16 protein-coding genes are annotated in these 18,004 nt (G+C 73.1%); 12 read left to right on the forward strand and 4 right to left on the reverse strand.

Annotation, left to right across the window (positions count from 1 at the left end; all coding sequences use genetic code 11):
• Positions 1-22 precede the first annotated feature (22 nt).
• The 4 genes from sucB (at position 23) to ABZX67_RS29695 (ending at position 6,662) form a co-directional block, all read left to right on the forward strand.
• Positions 23-1,843 carry a 2-oxoglutarate dehydrogenase, E2 component, dihydrolipoamide succinyltransferase gene (sucB, locus tag ABZX67_RS29680; RefSeq protein ID WP_355366569.1) on the forward strand — a complete coding sequence of 607 codons (1,821 nt, stop codon included), beginning with the start codon at positions 23-25 and terminating at the stop codon, positions 1,841-1,843.
• Positions 1,844-2,011: 168 nt separating this feature from the next.
• Positions 2,012-2,635 carry a GntR family transcriptional regulator gene (locus tag ABZX67_RS29685; RefSeq protein ID WP_355366572.1) on the forward strand — a complete coding sequence of 208 codons (624 nt, stop codon included), beginning with the start codon at positions 2,012-2,014 and terminating at the stop codon, positions 2,633-2,635.
• 307 nt (positions 2,636-2,942) lie between these two features.
• A complete protein-coding gene (gene aceE, locus ABZX67_RS29690; protein ID WP_355366575.1) occupies positions 2,943-5,636 on the forward strand; it encodes a pyruvate dehydrogenase (acetyl-transferring), homodimeric type in 2,694 nt (897 codons plus the stop codon).
• A 60-nt stretch (positions 5,637-5,696) separates the two neighbouring features.
• A complete protein-coding gene (locus ABZX67_RS29695) occupies positions 5,697-6,662 on the forward strand; it encodes a YafY family protein (RefSeq protein ID WP_355366578.1) in 966 nt (321 codons plus the stop codon).
• On the opposite strand, the gene ABZX67_RS29700 is transcribed toward ABZX67_RS29695, so the two are convergent.
• Complete coding sequence (locus tag ABZX67_RS29700) at positions 6,653-7,591, reverse strand: SDR family oxidoreductase (protein WP_355366581.1); 939 nt, start codon at positions 7,589-7,591, stop codon at positions 6,653-6,655. The genes ABZX67_RS29695 and ABZX67_RS29700 overlap by 10 nt on opposite strands.
• A gap of 111 nt (positions 7,592-7,702) precedes the next feature.
• On the opposite strand from ABZX67_RS29700, the gene ABZX67_RS29705 reads away from it, so the two are divergent.
• Positions 7,703-8,224, forward strand: a complete 522-nt coding sequence (locus ABZX67_RS29705) for a DUF4240 domain-containing protein (RefSeq protein ID WP_355366617.1) — start codon at positions 7,703-7,705, stop codon at positions 8,222-8,224.
• Positions 8,225-8,245: 21 nt separating this feature from the next.
• Here the strand turns inward: ABZX67_RS29705 and ABZX67_RS29710 are convergent, their stop codons facing one another.
• On the reverse strand, positions 8,246-9,016 hold the full coding sequence (locus ABZX67_RS29710) for an SDR family oxidoreductase (protein WP_355366584.1): 771 nt from the start codon (positions 9,014-9,016) through the stop codon (positions 8,246-8,248).
• 74 nt (positions 9,017-9,090) lie between these two features.
• On the opposite strand from ABZX67_RS29710, the gene ABZX67_RS29715 reads away from it, so the two are divergent.
• The gene (locus ABZX67_RS29715; RefSeq protein ID WP_355366587.1) at positions 9,091-9,726 is read left to right on the forward strand and encodes a TetR family transcriptional regulator; all 636 of its coding nucleotides are present in this window, start codon (positions 9,091-9,093) and stop codon (positions 9,724-9,726) included.
• Here the strand turns inward: ABZX67_RS29715 and ABZX67_RS29720 are convergent, their stop codons facing one another.
• Positions 9,727-10,248: a GNAT family N-acetyltransferase gene (locus ABZX67_RS29720; RefSeq protein WP_355366590.1), complete on the reverse strand. Its 522-nt coding sequence runs from the start codon at positions 10,246-10,248 to the stop codon at positions 9,727-9,729. It lies immediately after the preceding gene.
• A 44-nt stretch (positions 10,249-10,292) separates the two neighbouring features.
• On the opposite strand from ABZX67_RS29720, the gene ABZX67_RS29725 reads away from it, so the two are divergent.
• Both ABZX67_RS29725 and ABZX67_RS29730 read left to right on the forward strand, forming a co-directional pair.
• On the forward strand, positions 10,293-11,177 hold the full coding sequence (locus ABZX67_RS29725) for a TIGR01777 family oxidoreductase (RefSeq protein ID WP_355366593.1): 885 nt from the start codon (positions 10,293-10,295) through the stop codon (positions 11,175-11,177).
• A 411-nt stretch (positions 11,178-11,588) separates the two neighbouring features.
• A complete protein-coding gene (locus ABZX67_RS29730; protein ID WP_355366596.1) occupies positions 11,589-12,971 on the forward strand; it encodes an NAD(P)/FAD-dependent oxidoreductase in 1,383 nt (460 codons plus the stop codon).
• Positions 12,972-12,990: 19 nt separating this feature from the next.
• Here ABZX67_RS29730 and ABZX67_RS29735 read toward each other — a convergent pair whose 3' ends face one another.
• On the reverse strand, positions 12,991-14,445 hold the full coding sequence (locus tag ABZX67_RS29735) for a regulator (protein WP_355366599.1): 1,455 nt from the start codon (positions 14,443-14,445) through the stop codon (positions 12,991-12,993).
• A 257-nt stretch (positions 14,446-14,702) separates the two neighbouring features.
• Here ABZX67_RS29735 and lipB point away from each other — a divergent pair, with 257 nt between their 5' ends.
• The 4 genes from lipB (at position 14,703) to ABZX67_RS29755 (ending at position 17,877) form a co-directional block, all read left to right on the forward strand.
• A complete protein-coding gene (gene lipB / locus ABZX67_RS29740; RefSeq protein ID WP_355366602.1) occupies positions 14,703-15,515 on the forward strand; it encodes a lipoyl(octanoyl) transferase LipB in 813 nt (270 codons plus the stop codon).
• Between the two features lie 130 nt (positions 15,516-15,645).
• Entirely contained in the window at positions 15,646-16,599 is a 954-nt protein-coding gene (gene lipA / locus ABZX67_RS29745; protein WP_355366605.1) for a lipoyl synthase, read from the forward strand.
• A gap of 320 nt (positions 16,600-16,919) precedes the next feature.
• Entirely contained in the window at positions 16,920-17,162 is a 243-nt protein-coding gene (locus tag ABZX67_RS29750; protein WP_355366608.1) for a hypothetical protein, read from the forward strand.
• A gap of 10 nt (positions 17,163-17,172) precedes the next feature.
• A complete protein-coding gene (locus ABZX67_RS29755; RefSeq protein ID WP_355366611.1) occupies positions 17,173-17,877 on the forward strand; it encodes a DUF4191 domain-containing protein in 705 nt (234 codons plus the stop codon).
• Positions 17,878-18,004: the final 127 nt, after the last annotated feature.

An 18,004-nucleotide genomic window follows, 5' to 3' on the forward strand; every position in this document is an offset into this window, starting at 1 on the left:
TTCGTTAGGAGCAACTGAAACCATGTCGGTTTCCGTAACCCTGCCGGCGCTCGGCGAGAGCGTCACCGAGGGCACTGTCACCCGCTGGCTGAAGGCCGAGGGCGAGCGCGTCGAGGCCGACGAGCCGCTGCTCGAGGTGTCGACCGACAAGGTCGACACCGAGATCCCCGCCCCCGCGTCCGGCGTTCTGGCCTCCATCAAGGTCGCCGAGGACGAGACCGTCGAGGTCGGCGCCGAGCTGGCCATCATCGACGACGGCACCGGTGCCCCGGCCGAGGCTCCGGCCCCGGCCGCCGCCGAGGCCGCCGCTCCCGCCCCGGCTCCCGCCGCGGAGGCTCCGGCCGCCGAGGCCCCCGCCGCCGAGGCCCCGGCTCCGGCTCCGGCCGCCGAGGCTCCCGCCGCCGCTCCGGCCGGTGGGGCCGAGGGCACCGACGTCGTGCTGCCCGCGCTGGGCGAGTCGGTCACCGAGGGCACCGTCACCCGCTGGCTGAAGCAGGTCGGCGAGGAGGTGGCCGAGGACGAGCCGCTGCTCGAGGTCTCCACGGACAAGGTCGACACCGAGATCCCGGCCCCGGCTTCCGGTGTGCTGCTGGAGATCGTGGTCGGCGAGGACGAGACCGCCGAGGTCGGCGCCAAGCTGGCCGTCATCGGCGCCGCGGGTGCCGCCCCGGCCGCCGCTCCGGCTCCCGCCGCTCCGGCTCCCGCCGCCGAGGCTCCCGCCGCTGCCCCGGCTCCGGCCGCGCCCGCCGCCGAGGCCCCGGCCGCCCCGGCCCCGGCTCCGGCCGCTGCTCCGGCTCCCGCCGCGCCCGCGCCGGCTCCGGCTCCGGCTCCGGCTCCGGCTCCGGTCACCCCGGCTCCGGCCGCCGCCGCGCCCGCCGCCCCCGCCGCCCCCGCACAGCCGGCGGACGAGGGCGCGTACGTGACCCCGCTGGTCCGCAAGCTCGCCGCCGAGAACGGCGTCGACCTGTCGGCCGTCAAGGGCACCGGTGTCGGTGGCCGCATCCGCAAGCAGGACGTCCTGGCCGCCGCGGAGGCCGCCAAGGCCGCCGCCGCTGCCCCGGCCCCCGCCGCTGCCGCCGCCCCCGCGGCCGCCAAGGCGCCGGCGCTCGAGGCGTCGCCGCTGCGCGGCCAGACGGTGAAGATGACCCGGATGCGCAAGGTCATCGGCGACAACATGATGAAGGCGCTGCACTCGCAGGCCCAGCTGACCACGGTCGTCGAGGTCGACATCACCAAGCTGATGAAGCTGCGCGCCCGCGCCAAGGACGCGTTCGCCGCCCGCGAGGGCGTCAAGCTGTCCCCGATGCCGTTCTTCGTCAAGGCCGCCGCGCAGGCGCTGAAGGCCCACCCGGTCATCAACGCGCGGATCAACGAGGACGAGGGCACCATCACGTACTTCGACTCGGAGAACATCGGCATCGCCGTGGACTCCGAGAAGGGTCTGATGACGCCGGTCATCAAGAACGCCGGTGACCTGAACATCGCGGGCATCTCCAAGGCCACGGCCGAGCTCGCGGGCAAGGTCCGCGGCAACAAGATCACCCCGGACGAGCTGTCCGGCGCCACCTTCACGATCAGCAACACCGGCTCGCGCGGTGCGCTGTTCGACACGGTCATCGTGCCGCCGAACCAGGTCGCCATCCTGGGCATCGGCGCCACCGTCAAGCGCCCGGTGGTCATCAACCACCCGGACCTCGGCGAGACCATCGCGGTGCGCGACATGACCTACCTGGCGCTCTCCTACGACCACCGCCTGGTGGACGGCGCCGACGCCGCCCGCTACCTGACGGCCGTCAAGGCCATCCTGGAAGCAGGCGAGTTCGAGGTCGACCTCGGCCTGTAAGGCACAGGACAGGCATACGACGACGGCGCCCCCGGCCGGAGCTCTCCGGCCGGGGGCGCCGTCGTCGCGTGACGGCCGCGTGACAGGTGTCTCCCGCCCCGGGGCAGCCACAGGCCCTGACCGGGCGGAATAATGGCGATCGACCGCCGCAGCCGCGAAGGAGCCCCCATGACCCCGCCCGTCGTCCACTCGCTGCGCGACCAGATCCGCGAGCACATCGTGGAGGGCATCGTCAGCGGCCGCTGGAAGCCGGGTGAGCGCATCGTCGAGCGGCGCATCGCCACGGAGCTGGAGGTCAGTCAGACCCCCGTCCGCGAGGCGCTGCGGGAGCTGGAGAGCCTGCGGCTGATCGAGTCGGCGCCCAACAAGGGCGTACGGGTGCGCAACCTCACGGCGGCGGACCTGGAGGAGAGCTACCCCGTACGGGCCGGACTGGAGCAGATCGCCGCCGAGCTGGCGGCCGACCGCCTGGGCGAGGACTGCTCGGCCCTGGAGCCCCACGTGGCGGCCCTCTACGAGGCGGACGCGCGGGCGGACGGGACGGCACAGGTGCGGCACACGGTGGCGTTCCACCGGGAGTTGGTGCGCGCCGCCCGCAACAGCGTGCTGCTGCACACCTGGGAGGGGCTCGGCATCGAAGTCTTCACCGCGCTGTCGATCCGCTGGCTCGGGACCGTACAGAAGTCGTACGCGGAGGAGCACGACGAGCTCGTGCAGGCCTTCCGCCGCCGGGACCCGCAGATCGGGGTCCTGGTGAAGCAGCACGTACTCGGCTGCGCTCCCCGGGCCTGACGCACCCCCTCCGGCCCCCGGTTCCGCCCCCGCACGCCCCCTTTCACGCCGGCGTGCACGCCCCCGCTCATTTGCGGGCGTGCGCGCTCATTCACCCTGCCCACCTGCGAAAACAAGGCACCGGGTGCCCATTTTTGTGGCACCCGATGCCGACTTTGGCGTTCTGGGCAAGATTTTTCGCCGAACACTTTGATCGATCATCGATCACGGTCGTACAGTCATCCGCGGACTTCAACAGAGGTCCGCCTCGCCCTGTCCTGCCAAGACCAAGGGCTCCACACCCCTTCGACTCCGGAAGGCGGCGATTATGACGACCGACCCGAACCGCATCCAGCCGAGCGAGCTCGACCAGCTGCCGGACCGCGACCCCGAGGAGACCGCCGAGTGGCAGGCGTCCCTCGACGCCGTCGCCAAGGCCGCCGGGCCGCACCGCGCCGCGTACCTGATGCGCCGCACCCTGGAGCGCGCCGAGGGCGCCGGTCTCGCGCTGCCGAAGCTGCTCGAAACCGATTACGTCAACACCATCCCGACCGCCGCCGAGGCCGCGTACGGCTTCGACGGCGACGAGGCGATGGAAGCCAAGATCACCGCCTGGAACCGCTGGAACGCCGCGGCCATGGTCTCCCGCGGCGCGAAGTACGGCGTCGGCGGCCACATCGCCACCTTCGCCTCCGCCGCCTGGCTCTACGAGACCGGCTTCAACCACTTCTTCCGCGGCAAGGAGGGCGACGGCTCGGGCGACCAGCTCTACATCCAGGGCCACGCCTCCCCCGGCATCTACGCCCGCGCCTTCCTCGACGGCCGCCTCACCGAGCAGCACCTGGACAACTTCCGCCAGGAGGCCGGCGGCAACGGCCTGCCGTCCTACCCGCACCCGCGGCGGCTGCCCTGGCTGTGGGAGTTCCCGACGGTGTCGATGGGCCTCGGCCCGCTCTCGGCGATCTACCAGGCGCGCTTCAACCGCTACCTGACCAACCGCAACATCAAGGACGTCTCCAACTCCCACGTGTGGGCGTTCCTCGGTGACGGCGAGATGGACGAGCCCGAGTCGACGGCGGCCCTCGCGCTCGCCGCCCGCGAGGAGCTCGACAACCTCACCTTCGTCATCAACTGCAACCTGCAGCGCCTCGACGGCCCGGTCCGCGCCAACTTCAAGATCGTGCAGGAGCTGGAGGCGCAGTTCCGCGGTGCCGGCTGGAACGTCGTGAAGTCGCTGTGGGGCACCGCCTGGGACGAGCTGTTCCAGCTCGACACCACGGGCGCGCTCGTACGCCGCCTGCGCGAGGTACCGGACGCGCAGATCCAGACGTACCAGACGCGTGACGCGGCCTACATCCGCGAGGACTTCTTCGGCAAGGAGCCGGCGCTCGTCGAGATGGCGAAGCTGCTCTCCGACGACAAGATCATCGAGTGCTTCCACCACTCGCGCGGCGGCCACGAGTCCCGCAAGGTCTTCGCCGCGTACAAGGCCGCCCTCCAGCACAAGGGCGCGCCGACGGTGATCCTCGCCCAGACGGTGAAGGGCTTCACCCTCGGCAAGGGCTTCGAGTCCAAGAACGCCAACCACCAGATGAAGAAGCTGTCGGTGGAGGAGTTCAAGGACATGCGGGACCTGCTGGGCCTGCCGATCCCGGACTCCGCGTTCGTCGACGGCCAGGTGCCCTACGGCCACCCCGGCGCCGACTCCCCCGAGGTCCGCTACCTCCAGGAGCGCCGCGCGGCCCTCGGCGGCCCGGCCCCGGCCCGCCGCGTCCACCCCGTGGCGCCGCTTCCGGCCCCGGCCGACAAGGCCTTCGCCGCCTTCGACAAGGGCTCCGGCTCCCAGTCGGTCGCGACGACCATGGCGTTCGTCCGCCTGATGAAGGACCTGATCCGTGACAAGGAGACCGGCAAGCGCTGGGTCCCGATCGTCCCGGACGAGGCCCGCACCTTCGGTATGGAGTCGCTGTTCCCGTCGCTCGGCATCTACTCGCCGAAGGGGCAGACGTACGAGCCGGTCGACCGCGACCAGCTGATGTACTACCGCGAGGCCAAGAACGGCCAGATCCTCAACGAGGGCATCACCGAGGCCGGCTCGATGGCCGACTTCATCGCCGCGTCGACCGCGTACTCCACGCACGGCGAGCCGATGATCCCGTTCTACATCTTCTACTCGATGTTCGGCTGGCAGCGGACCGCCGACCAGATGTGGCAGCTCGGCGACCAGCTCGGCCGCGGCTTCCTCGTCGGCGCCACGGCGGGCCGTACGACCCTGACCGGTGAGGGCCTGCAGCACGCCGACGGCCACTCCCCCGTCATCGCGGCGACGAACCCGGCGGCGCTGACGTACGACCCGGCGTTCGCGTACGAGGTCGCGGTCATCGTCAAGGAGGGTCTGCGCCGGATGTACGGCGAGACCGCGCCGGGCGAGGACCAGAACGTCTTCTACTACCTGACGGTCTACAACGAGCCGATGCCGCAGCCCGCCAAGCCGGAGGGCGTGGACGAGGGCATCATCAAGGGCCTGTACCGGTTCAAGGAGGGCACCGCCCCCGCCGCCGACGCGCCGCGCATCCAGCTGCTGTCGTCGGGTACGGCGATCCACTGGGCCCTTCAGGCGCAGGAGCTGCTGGCCGCCGAGTGGGGCGTGACCGCCGACGTGTGGTCCGCGACCTCGTGGTCCGAGCTGCGGCGCGACGCGCTGGAGGCCGACGCGGCGCTCCTGCGCGGCGAGGAGCGGGTGCCGTACGTCCGCCAGGCGCTGGCCGACGCCCCCGGCCCGGTGCTGGCGGTCACCGACTACATGCGCCAGGTCCCGGACCAGATCGCGCAGTGGGTCGAGCAGGACTACAGCTCGCTCGGCGCCGACGGCTTCGGCCTGTCGGACACGCGTGAGGCGGCCCGCCGCCACTTCGGCGTGGATGCCCAGTCCATCGTGGTCGCGGCCCTGGCCCAGCTGGCCAAGCGCGGCGAGGTTCCGGCCTCGGTCGTGAAGGACGCCCGCGAGCGCTACGGCCTGTAGGACGCCGTGTGCTGAGGAAGCCCCCCGCTCCGGCGGGGGGCTTCTTGCATGATGGGGGCCATGCGCGCTGCCCGGCTGATCAAAATGGTGCTCCTGCTCCAGTCCCGCCCCTCCATGACGGCCGCCGAGCTCGCGCGCGAGCTGGAGGTGTCGGAGCGGACGATCACGCGGGACGCGCTGGCGCTGTCGGAGGCGGGGGTGCCCGTGTACGCGGACCGGGGCCGCGCGGGCGGCTACCGGCTGATCGGCGGCTACCGGACGCGCCTGACGGGCCTCGCGCGCAGTGAGGCGGAGGCGCTGTTCCTGTCGGGCGTGCCGGGGGCGCTGCGGGACATGGGGCTGGACGACGCGGCGTCGGCGGCCCGGCTGAAGGTGTCGGCGGCGCTGCTGCCGTCGCTGCGGGACGCGCCCGTCTCGGCGGCGCAGCGCTTCCACCTCGACGCGCCGGGGTGGTACCAGGAGCCCGAGACGCCGGCGCTGCTGCCGACGCTCGCGGAGGCGGTGTGGGACGACCGGCTGGTCTCGGCGCGCTACCGGCGCGGTGAGGTCGAGGTGGACCGGGAGCTGGCGCCGTACGGGCTCGTGCTCAAGGCGGGCGTCTGGTACCTGTGCGCCCGCGCCGAGGACGCCTTCCGCGTGTACCGGGTGGACCGGTTCACCGCCGTGGCGCTCGGCGACGACCGCTTCGTACGGGACGAGGAGTTCGACCTGCCGGCCTTCTGGGAGGAGCGGGCGGCCGAGTTCGCCCGCTCCCTGCTCCGTACGGAGGTGGTCGTACGGCTCGGGGAGGCGGGCGCGCGGTGGCTGCCCCGGGTGACGGACCGGGCCGCCGCCGAGGAGGCGCTGGCGGCGGCCGGTCCGCCGGACGCGGAGGGCCGGGTCACGGTCACCCTCCGGGTGGAGTCGGAGGAGGTCGCGTACAGCCAGCTCCTCCAGCTGGGTCCGGAGGCGGAGGTGCTGGAGCCGGCCTCGCTTCGGGACCGGTTCTCCGAGGCGGCGGACCGGATGCGCCGCCTCTACCGGTAGTCGTCGACGGTCGCCTCCTTGCCGCCGTGGACGACGTCGATGAAGTACCCCCAGGCGTCCGGCTGCGAGCCGTCCGTGTCAGTGAAGCCGTACACCTTGGCGAGCTGCCCGCTGGAGAGCGACTGTCCGCTCCACCGGTGGCGGTCGGGGTCGGCGGCGAGGGCGGCGGCGGCCCGGCCGACGTACGCGGGCGACTCGGCGATGGCGAAGTGCGGGTCCTTCTTCGTGCCGTCGCGCCAGTTGTCCTCCCGTACCCCGAAGGCGTCGAGCATCTCCTCCGAGCGCAGGAACCCCGGAGTGAGCGCCACCGCCGTCCCTCCCACGTCCTCCAGGTCCGCGGAGAGGGCGAAGGCCATGCGGAGAGGGGTGGTCTTGGCGAGGTCGTAGAAGAAGTTCTCGCGGAAGCGCGGGGTGTTGTACTCGGCCGTTCCGTCCGTCATCTCGACGACCAGCCCGCCCGGGTGGCGCACGAGCAGCGGCAGTGCGCAGCTGCTCGTGATGGCGTGGCTGCGGATGCCGAGGTCCAGCATGCGCAGCCCGGCCTCCAGATCCGTGTCCCACATCTTGATGCCGAACTCCAGCAGGTGGTCGCCGCCCCAGAGGCTGTTGACCAGGATGTCGAGCCGGCCGTGCTCCTCGTCGATGCGCGCGACCAGCGCCCGGACCTGTTCGGGGACGAGGTGGTCGGTGGGTACGGCGATGCCCTCGCCCCCGGCTTCGGTGACCAGCTCGGCGGTCTGCTCGATGGTCTCCCCGGCCCGGCCGACCTCGCTGACCTTCGTACGGGTGGTGCGGCCGGTGACGTACACGGTGGCGCCCTGGGCGCCGAGTTCGACGGCGACGGCGCGGCCCGCGCCGCGCGTGGCGCCCGCGACGAGGGCGATCTTCCCGGCGAGCGGCTTGTCGTTGTCCTTGTGCGTTGTCGTCATACGTCGACGGTGACAGCGAAAGGCGACACCTGCTGTCCGGATTCTTTTCGGCCGTTCCTTTCGGCCGTTCGGCGTGCGCCGCCGACCGCCGCCCGGGATGCTGGTCCCGTGATGGACGAAACGGAGTTCTGGGAGATCATCGACACCACCCGCGAGGCCGCCGAGGGCGACCCCGAGGACCACGCGGAACTGCTGGTGGAGAGACTGCTGCAGCTCGACCCCGACTCCGTGCTGGACTTCGCCCGGCACTTCGAGGCGCGCTACAACCGCGCCTACACCTGGGACCTGTGGGGCGCGGCCGCCGTCCTGCTGGGCGGTGCGAGCGACGACGCCTTCGACTACTTCCGCTGCTGGCTGATCGGCCAGGGCCGGGAGGTGTTCGAGGGCGCGGTGCACGACCCGGACGCGCTCGCCGAGCTCCTCGACGAGTTCGACGAGGAGATCGACGGGGACGGCGAGGAGCTGGGGTACGCGGCGGACGAGGCGTACGAGCAGCTGACCGGGACGGTCGCTCCGGACCTGGGCACTCCACCCCAGCCGCCGGAGCCGGAGGGCACGCCGTTCGACTTCGACGACGACGCGGCGCTGGAGGAGCGCTTCCCCCGGCTCTGGGAGCGCTTCGGCGGCCTGTGAGCCGCGCCGCCGGCCCACGGCTCAGAAGTGGGTGCCGCCGTCGATGCGGATCTCGGTGCCGGTGATGAAGGCCCCGTCCTCGGAGCCGAGCATCGCGACGACCCCGGCGACGGTCTCCGGGCCGGCGAAGCCCTGCCCGATGGCGGGGGCCAGTTTGGCGAAGAGGCTCATGTCGGCGTCCTCGGGCAGGCCAGGGCCGGTGCCGGTGGTCATGCCGGAGGCGATGGAGCCGGGCGCGACGCACACCGCGCGCAGGCCCTGCTTGCTGTACTCGCTCGCGATGGCGTGGGTCATCGACTGGATGCCGCCCTTGGAGGCCGCGTACGCCGCCATGTAGGGGTGGGCGAAGCTCGCCGACGTCGACGAGAAGTTGACGACGACCGGGCGGTCGCCGTCGAGCAGCGCCGGCAGGGCCTCGCGGATCATCAGGAAGGTGCCGGTGAGGTTGACCGCGATGACCCGGTTGAAGAAGTCGAGCGTCGTCTTGTGGGTGTGCTCCGAGCGCAGGATCCCGGCAGCGTTGACGAGCACGTCCAGGCCGCCGAGGGTCCCGGTCGCGGCGGCGACCCCGGCGCGCACGGCGGCCTCGTCGGAGACGTCCAGGAGGGCGGTGGTGAGCCGGTCCGCGTGGCCGGCTCCGGCGGCCTTCGCGTACGTCTCCTTGAGCCCGGTCTCGTCGACGTCCACGGCGAAGACGCGGCCGCCCTCGGCGAGTATCCGCTGGACGGTGGCCCGGCCGATGCCGGAGCCGGCGCCCGTGACGAGGACGCTGCGGTTCTCATAGCGCTTCATGCTGTCACCGTACGCCGCAGTGGCACGTTTTGCCATCATGGTGTCGGCGGCGGTCCGACGTACGCTGGCTCCCGATGAGCACCACACCCCCCAGGCCCGCCTCGCTGACCGAGCGCCGCAAGGCCGCGACCCAGCTCGACATCGCCCGCGCCGCGGCGGAGCTCTTCGCCGAGCGCGGCCCGGACGGCACCACGGCCGAGGAGATCGCCCACCGGGCGGGGGTCGCACTGCGCACCTTCTACCGCTACTTCCGCAACAAGCAGGACGCCGTGGCGCCGCTCCTCGCCGGCGGCGCCGAGCGCTGGCGCGCGCGCCTCGCGGCGGCCGAACCCGGCGCCGTACCCCTGCGGGAGGCGCTGGAGCGGTCGATCACCGAGGCCCTGTCCGTACCGGACGAGGCGGCGGCCGAGGGGCTGCGCTGGACGCGCGGGCTGCTGCGCGCGGCCGCCGGGGACCCGGCGCTGCGGGCGGTCTGGTACCGCGCCAACCAGGAGTCCGAGGAGCGGCTGCGGCCCGTGCTGGCGGCGCTGGCGGGCGCGGGCGCGGACCCGCTGGAGGTGCGGCTCGCGGCGGCCGCGGCGACGGACGCGATCCGGGTGGCGCTGGAGGCGTGGGCGGAGACGGAGGCGCCGCCGCACGAGGCGGCCCCGCTCGCGGCGCGGTGCCTGCGCGAACTGACGGGCGGGATGCGGCTGTTCAGCCCCCGCTGATCAGCGCCCGCCGAGCAGGCCGCGCCCCATGAGGACGTCGTCGACGTACCGCCCGTCCAGGTGGAACTCACCGGGCAGGACCCCTTCGACGGCGAAGCCCTCCGCCTCGTACAGCCTGCGCGCGGGCGTGTTGTGGCCGAGGACCCGCAGCGTCATGCGGGTGGCGCCCTGGCGGCGGGCCTCGTCGAACGCCGCGCGCAGCAGCGCCCGCCCGACCCCGGCACCGCGCGCCCACTCGGCGACGGCGAGGCCCTGGATCTGCCGCACGTGCGCGTTGCAGGCGAGGCGGGTGGGGGGCACGATCCGTATGTATCCGGCCAGGCGGCCGTCCTCCGCCTCGGCGACCAGGTAGTCGTCGGGGCGGTGGTTGGAGTCGAAGAAGGGGTCGTACGGCGGCTGCGGCCTGGGCTGTACGGCGTGCAGCGGCGACCAGACGGCCCGGTCCAGCTCGCCGAGCGGCCCGGCGTCGGCCACCCGGGCGGTACGGATGCGCGGGGGCGTACGGGCGTGCGAGTCGGTCATGGTGGTCACTGTGCCATGTGGCTCCGCCGGGGCAGGATGTGCCCATGCGTATCGCCCTCACCGGCTCCACCGGACTCATCGGCTCCGCCCTCCTCCGCTCCCTGCGCGCGGACGGCCACGACGTCGTCCGCCTCGTCCGGCGCCCGGCGCGCGCCGGTGACGAGGTGGAGTGGGACCCGCGGCGCCAGTACGTCGACGCGGCGGGGCTCGTCGGGTGCGAGGCGGTCGTCCACCTCGCGGGCGCGGGCGTCGGGGAGCGCCGCTGGACGGAGGGCTACAAGCGGGAGATCCGCGACAGCCGGGTGCTCGGCACGGCGGCGATCGCCGAGGCCGTCGCCTCCCTGGACACCCCGCCCAGGGTGCTGCTGTGCGGCACGGCGCTCGGCTACTACGGCGACACCGGCACGCGCGCGGTGGACGAGACGGCGCCCGCGGGCGACGGTTTCCTGCCGTCCGTCTGCGTCGCGTGGGAGGAGGCCGCGGCGGCGGCCGAGGAGGCGGGCATCCGCGTCGCCTACGCCCGTACCGGCCTGGTCGTCGCCCGCGAGGGCGGCGCGTGGGGACGCCTCTTCCCGCTGTTCCGCGCGGGCCTGGGCGGCCGCCTGGGCTCGGGGCACCAGTACTGGAGCTTCATCGCCCTGCACGACGAGGTGGCGGCACTGCGCCACATCCTGGACACCGAGTCCCTCTCCGGCCCGGTGAACCTGACCGCCCCGGACCCCGTCACCAACCGCGAGGTCACCTCCGCGATGGCCCGCGTCCTGCGCCGCCCGGCCTTCCTCCACGTCCCGGCCCCGGCCCTGCGGATCGCCCTCGGCGACTTCGCGGCGGACGTCCTGGGCAGCCAGCGGGTCCTGCCGGGCCGCCTGCTGGAGTCGGGCTTCCGCTTCGCGTTCCCCACGATCGACGGCGCGATCGCGGCGGCGTGAACATCCCGCCTGCTCTCGCCCGTGACCCACTGGCGAGCCCTGCCGCACCTCCGCCCTTCCCCCGAGCACCAAAGGCGAGTGAGCCGAAGTGGGGGTCCCCCCGCCGAAGGTAGGGGAGCGGCGGTGTCGAAAGGGAGAACGCGCGGAGGTTCCGAGGAACGAGGAACCGAGCACGATCGACCGTCGACACCGTCTTAGGCCTCCCGGTGGGGGTCCCCCCGGCGAAGCCAGGGGGAGAACCGAGCCCCACAAAACAAACCGTGCGACCCCCCGTGCACCGGTGAACCCCCGTGCGCGCGACTGACCGGTAGGTGTCGGGGCTCCTACGCTCGGGCCCGACTCGGGCATTCCGTCGCCCCGTTGAGGGCATGAGCCCCCCACGCACCGAACCGCCATCCCGGGGAGGGACACGTGCTCAAGCAGGAGCAGCACGCGGACGTCGTGATCGTAGGAGCCGGGCTCGCGGGTCTGGCCGCGGCTCATCAGCTGGTCAGCGCAGGACTGACGGTCAGTGTTCTGGAGGCCGCCCCTCGGGTCGGGGGACGGATGGGTACCGAGTACGTCGACGGGTTCCGGCTCGACCGGATCGGGCCGCTGCTCAGTACGGCCTGTCCGGAGCTGCGCCGGGTGCCGGGGCTTGACGGCGCCGGGCTGCGGGCGTTCCGGCCCGGGGTCGTGGTGCACAGCGACGGCAGGTTGCACCGGATGGCGTCGGCCCGTACCGGCGAGGCCCGTGCCGTGGAGCTGCGCACCGCCGAGCTCCTCGACGCGGGGGGCGCCAGGGGTGGTGCGTTCACGCGGGCTCGGGCCCTCGCGAACGCGCCCCGCACGCTGGACCAGGCCCGGCTGGGCGCGGCGCTGGGGCGGCTGGCGACGACGCCGACGGCGCGGCTGCTGGCGCGGCGGGAGCTGTCGGCGGCGCAGGCTCCGGGGGCGGGCGCGGCGGGGCGCGGGCTGCCGCCGCGTACCGTGAACCGGTTCCTGCGGCCGCTGCTGTCGGCGCTGCTGGGCGATCCGGACCTCACGGCCACTTCCAGCCGGGCGGCCGATCTGGCGTTGCGTGGTTTCGCGCGGGGGCGGCTGTGTGTGCCGGCGGGCGGTGCGGCGACGCTGCCGGAGCGCCTGGCGGCCGCGCTGCCGCCGGACACGGTGAAGACGGGCGTCCACGTCAAGGACGCGTCGATCAACCGGGTCGTGACCGCCGAGCACGGCGAGCTGGCGTGCCGTTCGCTGCTGGTGGCGACCGGCGCCCGTGCCGCCGCCGAGCTGTTGCCGGGGCTGCGGGTGCCGGACTTCCACCCGGTGACGGTGGTGCACCACACGGCGCCCGCGCCTCCGGCGGCCGAACCGGCGGCGCTGCTGCTGGACGCGGACCGTACGGGCCCGGTGGCGTACACCGCCGTGATGAGCGAGGTGGATCCGTCGCGGGCGCCGGAGGGCCGGGTGCTGGTGTCCTCGACGGTGCTCGGTGTGCCGCCGGAGGGCCTGGAGGAGCGGGTGCGCAGGCAGCTGGCGGGGTTGTACGGCGTGGGCACGGCGGACTGGGAGCTGCTGGCGGTGCACCACGATCCGGAGGCCGTTCCGGCGATGCCCCCTCCGCATGATCCGCGCCGGCCCGTACGGCTGCTGGCGGGGCTGTACGTCTGCGGCGATCACCGTGACGCGGGCACCGTGCAGGGGGCGCTGTCGTCGGGCCGCCGCGCCGCTCAGGCGGTGCTGCGGGACCTGGGTGTCCCGGGTGGCCGGCCGGGGGACGACCGGCTGGCGGAGGAGGAGAGCCGCGCCGCCGCGTGACACCCCACGGGGTCCGGCCTCAGAGGCCCATGGCGCCGATCCGGTCGCGGTAGGTGCGTACGGCCACGGCGTCCTTGTAGGGCTCCAGTCGGCGTTCGAAGTCGCGTACGTATTCGACGGCGCGGGCGGAGCGGATCTCCGACGCCTGCTGGGCGGCCTCGGCCCCCAGCGCGCACGCCTGGTCGAGCTCGCCGAGGCCGAGGCGGGAGGTGGCGAGGACGACGCGGCAGAACAGGCGGCTGCGGGCGAAGGCGGGGGCGCGCAGCTGGAGGGCGCGTTCCGCGTGCTGGACGGCGGCGCGGTACTGCTGGAGGTCGCGGTGGCAGTGCGCGGCGTCGTCGGCGAGCTCCGCCTCGTCGAAGAACCGCGCCCAGTACGGCACGTCGTCGCCGGGCCGGGCCCCTTCGAGCGCCCGCTCGGCACGCACGAGGGCGGCGGTGCAGGCGCGGACCTCGCCGAGGACGGCGTGGCCGCGCGCCTCGACGGCGTGCAGCAGGGCCTGGACGACGGGCGGCGCGGCGGAGCCGACACCCTGCTGGGCGACGCGCGCCAGCTGCACGGCCTCGCGCCCGTGGGAGAGGTAGACGGCCTGGCGGCTCATGGTGATCAGGACGTAACTGCCGTAGGCGCGGTCGCCGGCGGCCTGGGAGAGCCGCAGGGCCTGCACGAAGTACCGCTGGGCGAGTCCATGGGCGGCGATGTCGTACGAGGTCCAGCCGGCGAGCCGGGTGAGGTCGGCGGCCGCGGCGAACAGCCGGCGCCCGACGGTCTCGCCGTAGACGCCGCGCAGCATGGGTTCGGCCTCGTGCTCCAGGTAGCGGACGAGGGCCTGGCGGGCGTGGCCGCCGCCGTACGCGTGGTCGAGGCTGCGGAAGAGCTCGCCGACGGAGCGCAGGGCGGCGATGTCGCCGCCGGTGACGCGCTGGCCGGGGGCCCGGTCGGTGGTGCGCTGGCGGGGTACGGAGGCGCGCCCCTGGGCGGGCACGCGGGGTTCGTGGGCCTGGGCCTGCGGGGGCTCGCCGCGGGCCACGCGCTCGTCGGCGCGGCCGATGAGCCAGTCGCGGCTGGGGACGACGAGCCCCGCCGGGGTGAAGGCGATCTTGCGGAGCTCGGCGTGGCTGCCGGAGTCCTTGCGCCACAGGCCGCTGACGATGTCGACGGCCTCTTCGGGCGTGGCCGCGAACTCCAGTCCGGCGTACACGGGCGCGCAGGCGTCGAGGCCGAGGTCCTGGGCGGAGAGCCGTCTTCCCAGGCGTCGGGTGAACACCTCGGCGATCAGCGCGGGCGTGGTGCCGCGCGGCTGCTGGCCGCGCAGCCAGCGGGTGACCGAGGTCTTGTCGTACCGCAGGTCCAGGCCGTGTTCGAGCCCGAGCTGGTCGACCCGTCGGGCCAGGCCCGCGTTGGAGAAGCCGGCCTCGGCGATGAGGGCGGCGAGCTGCCGGTTGGGGGTGCGCTGCGGGGGGCGATCCGTCATCAGGTGTGCGGTCTCCTGCCTTGCCTTACGGGCGGGGTGCAGACCCCCTTTGGAACGGCGGGACGGCGCGAATTTAACTGCCCGGGACGTCCGTACCGCCACCTTCGCCCCACATTCATCCGATCGTGTGAGGATTGGGCCCGGCACTGACGCCTCACCGCCCGGGATGCGGGCGCAGTGACCTGCCCGACCGCGACGACCGGCACCGCCGTACAGTGGCGAGGGCGCGATCCGCACACAAGAGGGAGGCGTATGCCGTGAGTGAGCTGCGATTCGTCCATCTGGGATTCGGCGAGGAAGCCGTCGAGTACCAGAAGGCGTGGGACAAGCAGCGTGAGATCCACGCCGCTCGCTTCGCGGACGAGATCCCGGACACCTGCCTGCTGCTGGAGCACCCGCCCGTCTACACCGCGGGGCGGCGCACGGCCGACAACGAGCGCCCCCTGGACGGGACGCCGGTCGTCGACGTGGACCGCGGCGGCAAGATCACCTGGCACGGTCCCGGTCAGCTCGTCGGCTACCCGATCATGAAGCTGCCGCGCCCGGTGGACGTGGTCGCGCACGTACGCCGCCTGGAAGAGGCGCTGATCCGCACGGCGGCCGAGTTCGGCGTGGAGACCACCCGGGTCGAGGGCCGCAGCGGGGTGTGGGTGCTGGGCGACCCGGTGCAGGAGCGTCCGGCGTTCGGCGGGCTGTCGCTGGACTTCGACCCCCGGCTGCACGACGACGAGTTCGACCCGCGGCTGAACGGCCCGGAATACGCACCGTCCAACGCCGGGCAGCGCCGCGAGGACCGCAAGCTGGCGGCGATCGGCATCCGGGTCGCCAAGGGCGTGACGATGCACGGCTTCTCCTTCAACGTGAACCCGGACAACACCTGGTTCGACCGGATCGTGCCGTGCGGCATCCGCGACGCGGGCGTCACGTCGCTGGCGCAGGAGCTGGGCCGGGACGTGACGATCGCGGACGTCCTGCCGGTGGCGGAGAAGCACCTGCGGGACGTGCTGGAGAACGCGGAGCTGAAGCCACGCGCCATCGAGCGGACCGACGAGGCCACAGCGGCCGCGTAGGGCCCCGACCGGCGGGAATGCCGCGCGCTGGCCAGAGGTTGGCCTGACGTCACAGCAGTCCCGAAGAGGCCACACTTTTAACGGGCGTACCCTGGTGTTCGCCGAGGAATCGAAGCCGTAGGAGCCAGCCGTGTCCGCAGTCGCACCCGACGGACGCAAGATGCTGCGCCTGGAGGTCCGGAACAGCCAGACCCCCATCGAGCGCAAGCCCGAGTGGATCAAGACCCGGGCGAAGATGGGCCCCGAGTACAACCAGCTCCAGAAGCTCGTCAAGAGCGAGGGACTGCACACGGTCTGCCAGGAGGCGGGCTGTCCGAACATCTTCGAGTGCTGGGAGGACCGCGAGGCGACCTTCCTCATCGGCGGTGACCAGTGCACCCGGCGCTGCGACTTCTGCCAGATCGACACGGGCAAGCCGCAGGCGCTGGACCGTGACGAGCCGCGCCGCGTGGGCGAGTCGGTCGTCGCGATGGACCTGAACTACGCCACCATCACCGGCGTCGCCCGCGACGACCTGGAGGACGGCGGCGCCTGGCTGTACGCGGAGACCGTGCGACAGATCCACGCGCAGACGGCGGACCGCGCCGCCGGCCGCACCAAGGTCGAGCTGCTGATCCCCGACTTCAACGCCGTCCCCGAGCAGCTGGCCGAGGTCTTCTCCGCCCGCCCCGAGGTGCTGGCGCACAACGTCGAGACGGTGCCGCGGATCTTCAAGCGGATCCGCCCGGCGTTCCGCTACGAGCGCTCCCTCAAGGTGATCACCGAGGCCCGCGCGGCCGGCCTGGTCACCAAGTCGAACCTGATCCTCGGCATGGGCGAGACCCGCGAGGAGGTCAGCGAGGCGCTGCAGGACCTGTACGACGCCGGGTGCGAGCTCATCACGATCACCCAGTACCTGCGCCCGACGGTGCGCCACCATCCGGTGGAGCGGTGGGTGAAGCCGCACGAGTTCGTGGAGCTGAAGGAGGAGGCCGAGGAGATCGGCTTCTCGGGCGTCATGTCGGGCCCGCTGGTCCGCTCGTCGTACCGCGCCGGCCGCCTGTTCCAGCAGGCGATGGAGCGCCGGAGCGAAGCCGCCGCCTGAGCGCGTCCGCACGCCGGCGGCGTGTGAATCCGCGCACAAGCGACTACCGGCCGGTAGGTGGCCGATTCGCCGCGGCCCGTACGTCCCCGCAGGTCGGGGCCCGTCCGGGCCGCGTCGGCGTTTCCGGGGAGGGGCGCGGCACCGCCCGGAGGGGGCGGGAACGTTTCACCGCTGTTTGACCGGCCCGCCATGCCTTGGTAACACCTGTCTGTGATGCTGTTCGCACGCACCGCACACAGCACGCGGTCCGCGCACGGCATTGCAGTGCTCACCCACGCCCACGCTCCCGACGAACCCGCTTTCGAGGGGGGACCCACACCATGGCCCACGAGGTACGCGAGGTACGAGCCCACGCGTTCCCGCCCGTTCCGCCCATCCCGTCCGTCGCGTCCGTCGCCGGTGCCCTGCGCACGCTGGAGGCGCTGCTGCTCGGCGCGGGCCAGCGCACGGCCCGCCGCAACGCCTGGACGTCGGTCCTGGAGGACCGCCGCCGGGCCCGCGACCGGGTCGAGGCCGAGCACGTACTGGAGGCGGTGTCGGGCCGCACTTCCTCCGCCACGTAAACTTCACAGCATGGCGAGGAAGGCAAACTCAGACAGCGCTGACGCCGCTGCGAACCCCGGGCGACTGAAGCAGATCGCCCTGACGTACAAGATGACCCGAAAGGCCGATCCGAAGGTCGGGCTTGTCGTCGCGGGCGTGGGGATCGTCGTCTTCGGCGTCCTCCTCGCGATCGGCTTCCTGATCGGCCACCCGATCTATCTCGGGATCCTCGGCTTCCTGCTGGCCTTCCTCGCGATGGCGATCGTCTTCGGGCGGCGCGCCGAGCGGGCGGCCTTCGGGCAGATGGAGGGCCAGCCGGGTGCGGCGGCCGCCGTCCTGCAGAACGTGGGCCGCGGCTGGTCGACCACCCCGGCGGTGGCGATGAACCGCAACCAGGACGTGGTCCACCGGGCGGTCGGCAAGGCCGGCATCGTCCTGGTCGGCGAGGGCAACCCGAACCGGCTGCGGCCGCTGCTCGCGGCCGAGAAGAAGCGGATGGCCCGTGTCGTGGACGTCCCGGTGCACGACGTCATCGTCGGCACCGGCGAGGGCCAGGTGCCGCTGAAGAAGCTGCGCGTGACCCTGCTGAAGCTGCCGCGGGTGCTCTCGGGCCCGCAGGTGACGCAGGCCAACGACCGGCTGCGTGCGCTGGGCGACCTGATGAGCAACATGCCGCTGCCGAAGGGCCCGATGCCCAAGGGCATGCGGATGCCGCGCGGCGGCCGGATGCGCTAGCCGACGGCGTACGAAGAGGGGCGCCCCACCGCGAGGAGGCCGAGGGTGTTGCTGCCCTGCTTGTGGATCCGAGGGATCAAGCCGTCTCTTCCTCCTGTCGGTTAGTGATCCTGTCGGCTGCCCGCTG

This window comes from Streptomyces sp. NPDC003036 (assembly GCF_040611175.1).
Taxonomy (GTDB): domain Bacteria; phylum Actinomycetota; class Actinomycetes; order Streptomycetales; family Streptomycetaceae; genus Streptomyces.

What these genes read in the sequence shown, in the direction of transcription:
- ABZX67_RS29695 (WP_355366578.1), top strand. Translation starts at nt 5,697, where the DNA reads ATGCGCGCTGCCCGGCTGATCAAAATGGTGCTCCTGCTCCAGTCCCGC.
- ABZX67_RS29710 (WP_355366584.1), bottom strand. Translation starts at nt 9,016, where the DNA reads ATGAAGCGCTATGAGAACCGCAGCGTCCTCGTCACGGGCGCCGGCTCC.
- ABZX67_RS29750 (WP_355366608.1), top strand. Translation starts at nt 16,920, where the DNA reads ATGGCCCACGAGGTACGCGAGGTACGAGCCCACGCGTTCCCGCCCGTT.
- ABZX67_RS29685 (WP_355366572.1), top strand. Translation starts at nt 2,012, where the DNA reads ATGACCCCGCCCGTCGTCCACTCGCTGCGCGACCAGATCCGCGAGCAC.
- ABZX67_RS29720 (WP_355366590.1), bottom strand. Translation starts at nt 10,248, where the DNA reads ATGACCGACTCGCACGCCCGTACGCCCCCGCGCATCCGTACCGCCCGG.
- ABZX67_RS29725 (WP_355366593.1), top strand. Translation starts at nt 10,293, where the DNA reads ATGCGTATCGCCCTCACCGGCTCCACCGGACTCATCGGCTCCGCCCTC.
- aceE (WP_355366575.1), top strand. Translation starts at nt 2,943, where the DNA reads ATGACGACCGACCCGAACCGCATCCAGCCGAGCGAGCTCGACCAGCTG.
- sucB (WP_355366569.1), top strand. Translation starts at nt 23, where the DNA reads ATGTCGGTTTCCGTAACCCTGCCGGCGCTCGGCGAGAGCGTCACCGAG.
- ABZX67_RS29715 (WP_355366587.1), top strand. Translation starts at nt 9,091, where the DNA reads ATGAGCACCACACCCCCCAGGCCCGCCTCGCTGACCGAGCGCCGCAAG.
- ABZX67_RS29735 (WP_355366599.1), bottom strand. Translation starts at nt 14,445, where the DNA reads ATGACGGATCGCCCCCCGCAGCGCACCCCCAACCGGCAGCTCGCCGCC.
- ABZX67_RS29700 (WP_355366581.1), bottom strand. Translation starts at nt 7,591, where the DNA reads ATGACGACAACGCACAAGGACAACGACAAGCCGCTCGCCGGGAAGATC.
- ABZX67_RS29705 (WP_355366617.1), top strand. Translation starts at nt 7,703, where the DNA reads ATGGACGAAACGGAGTTCTGGGAGATCATCGACACCACCCGCGAGGCC.
- ABZX67_RS29755 (WP_355366611.1), top strand. Translation starts at nt 17,173, where the DNA reads ATGGCGAGGAAGGCAAACTCAGACAGCGCTGACGCCGCTGCGAACCCC.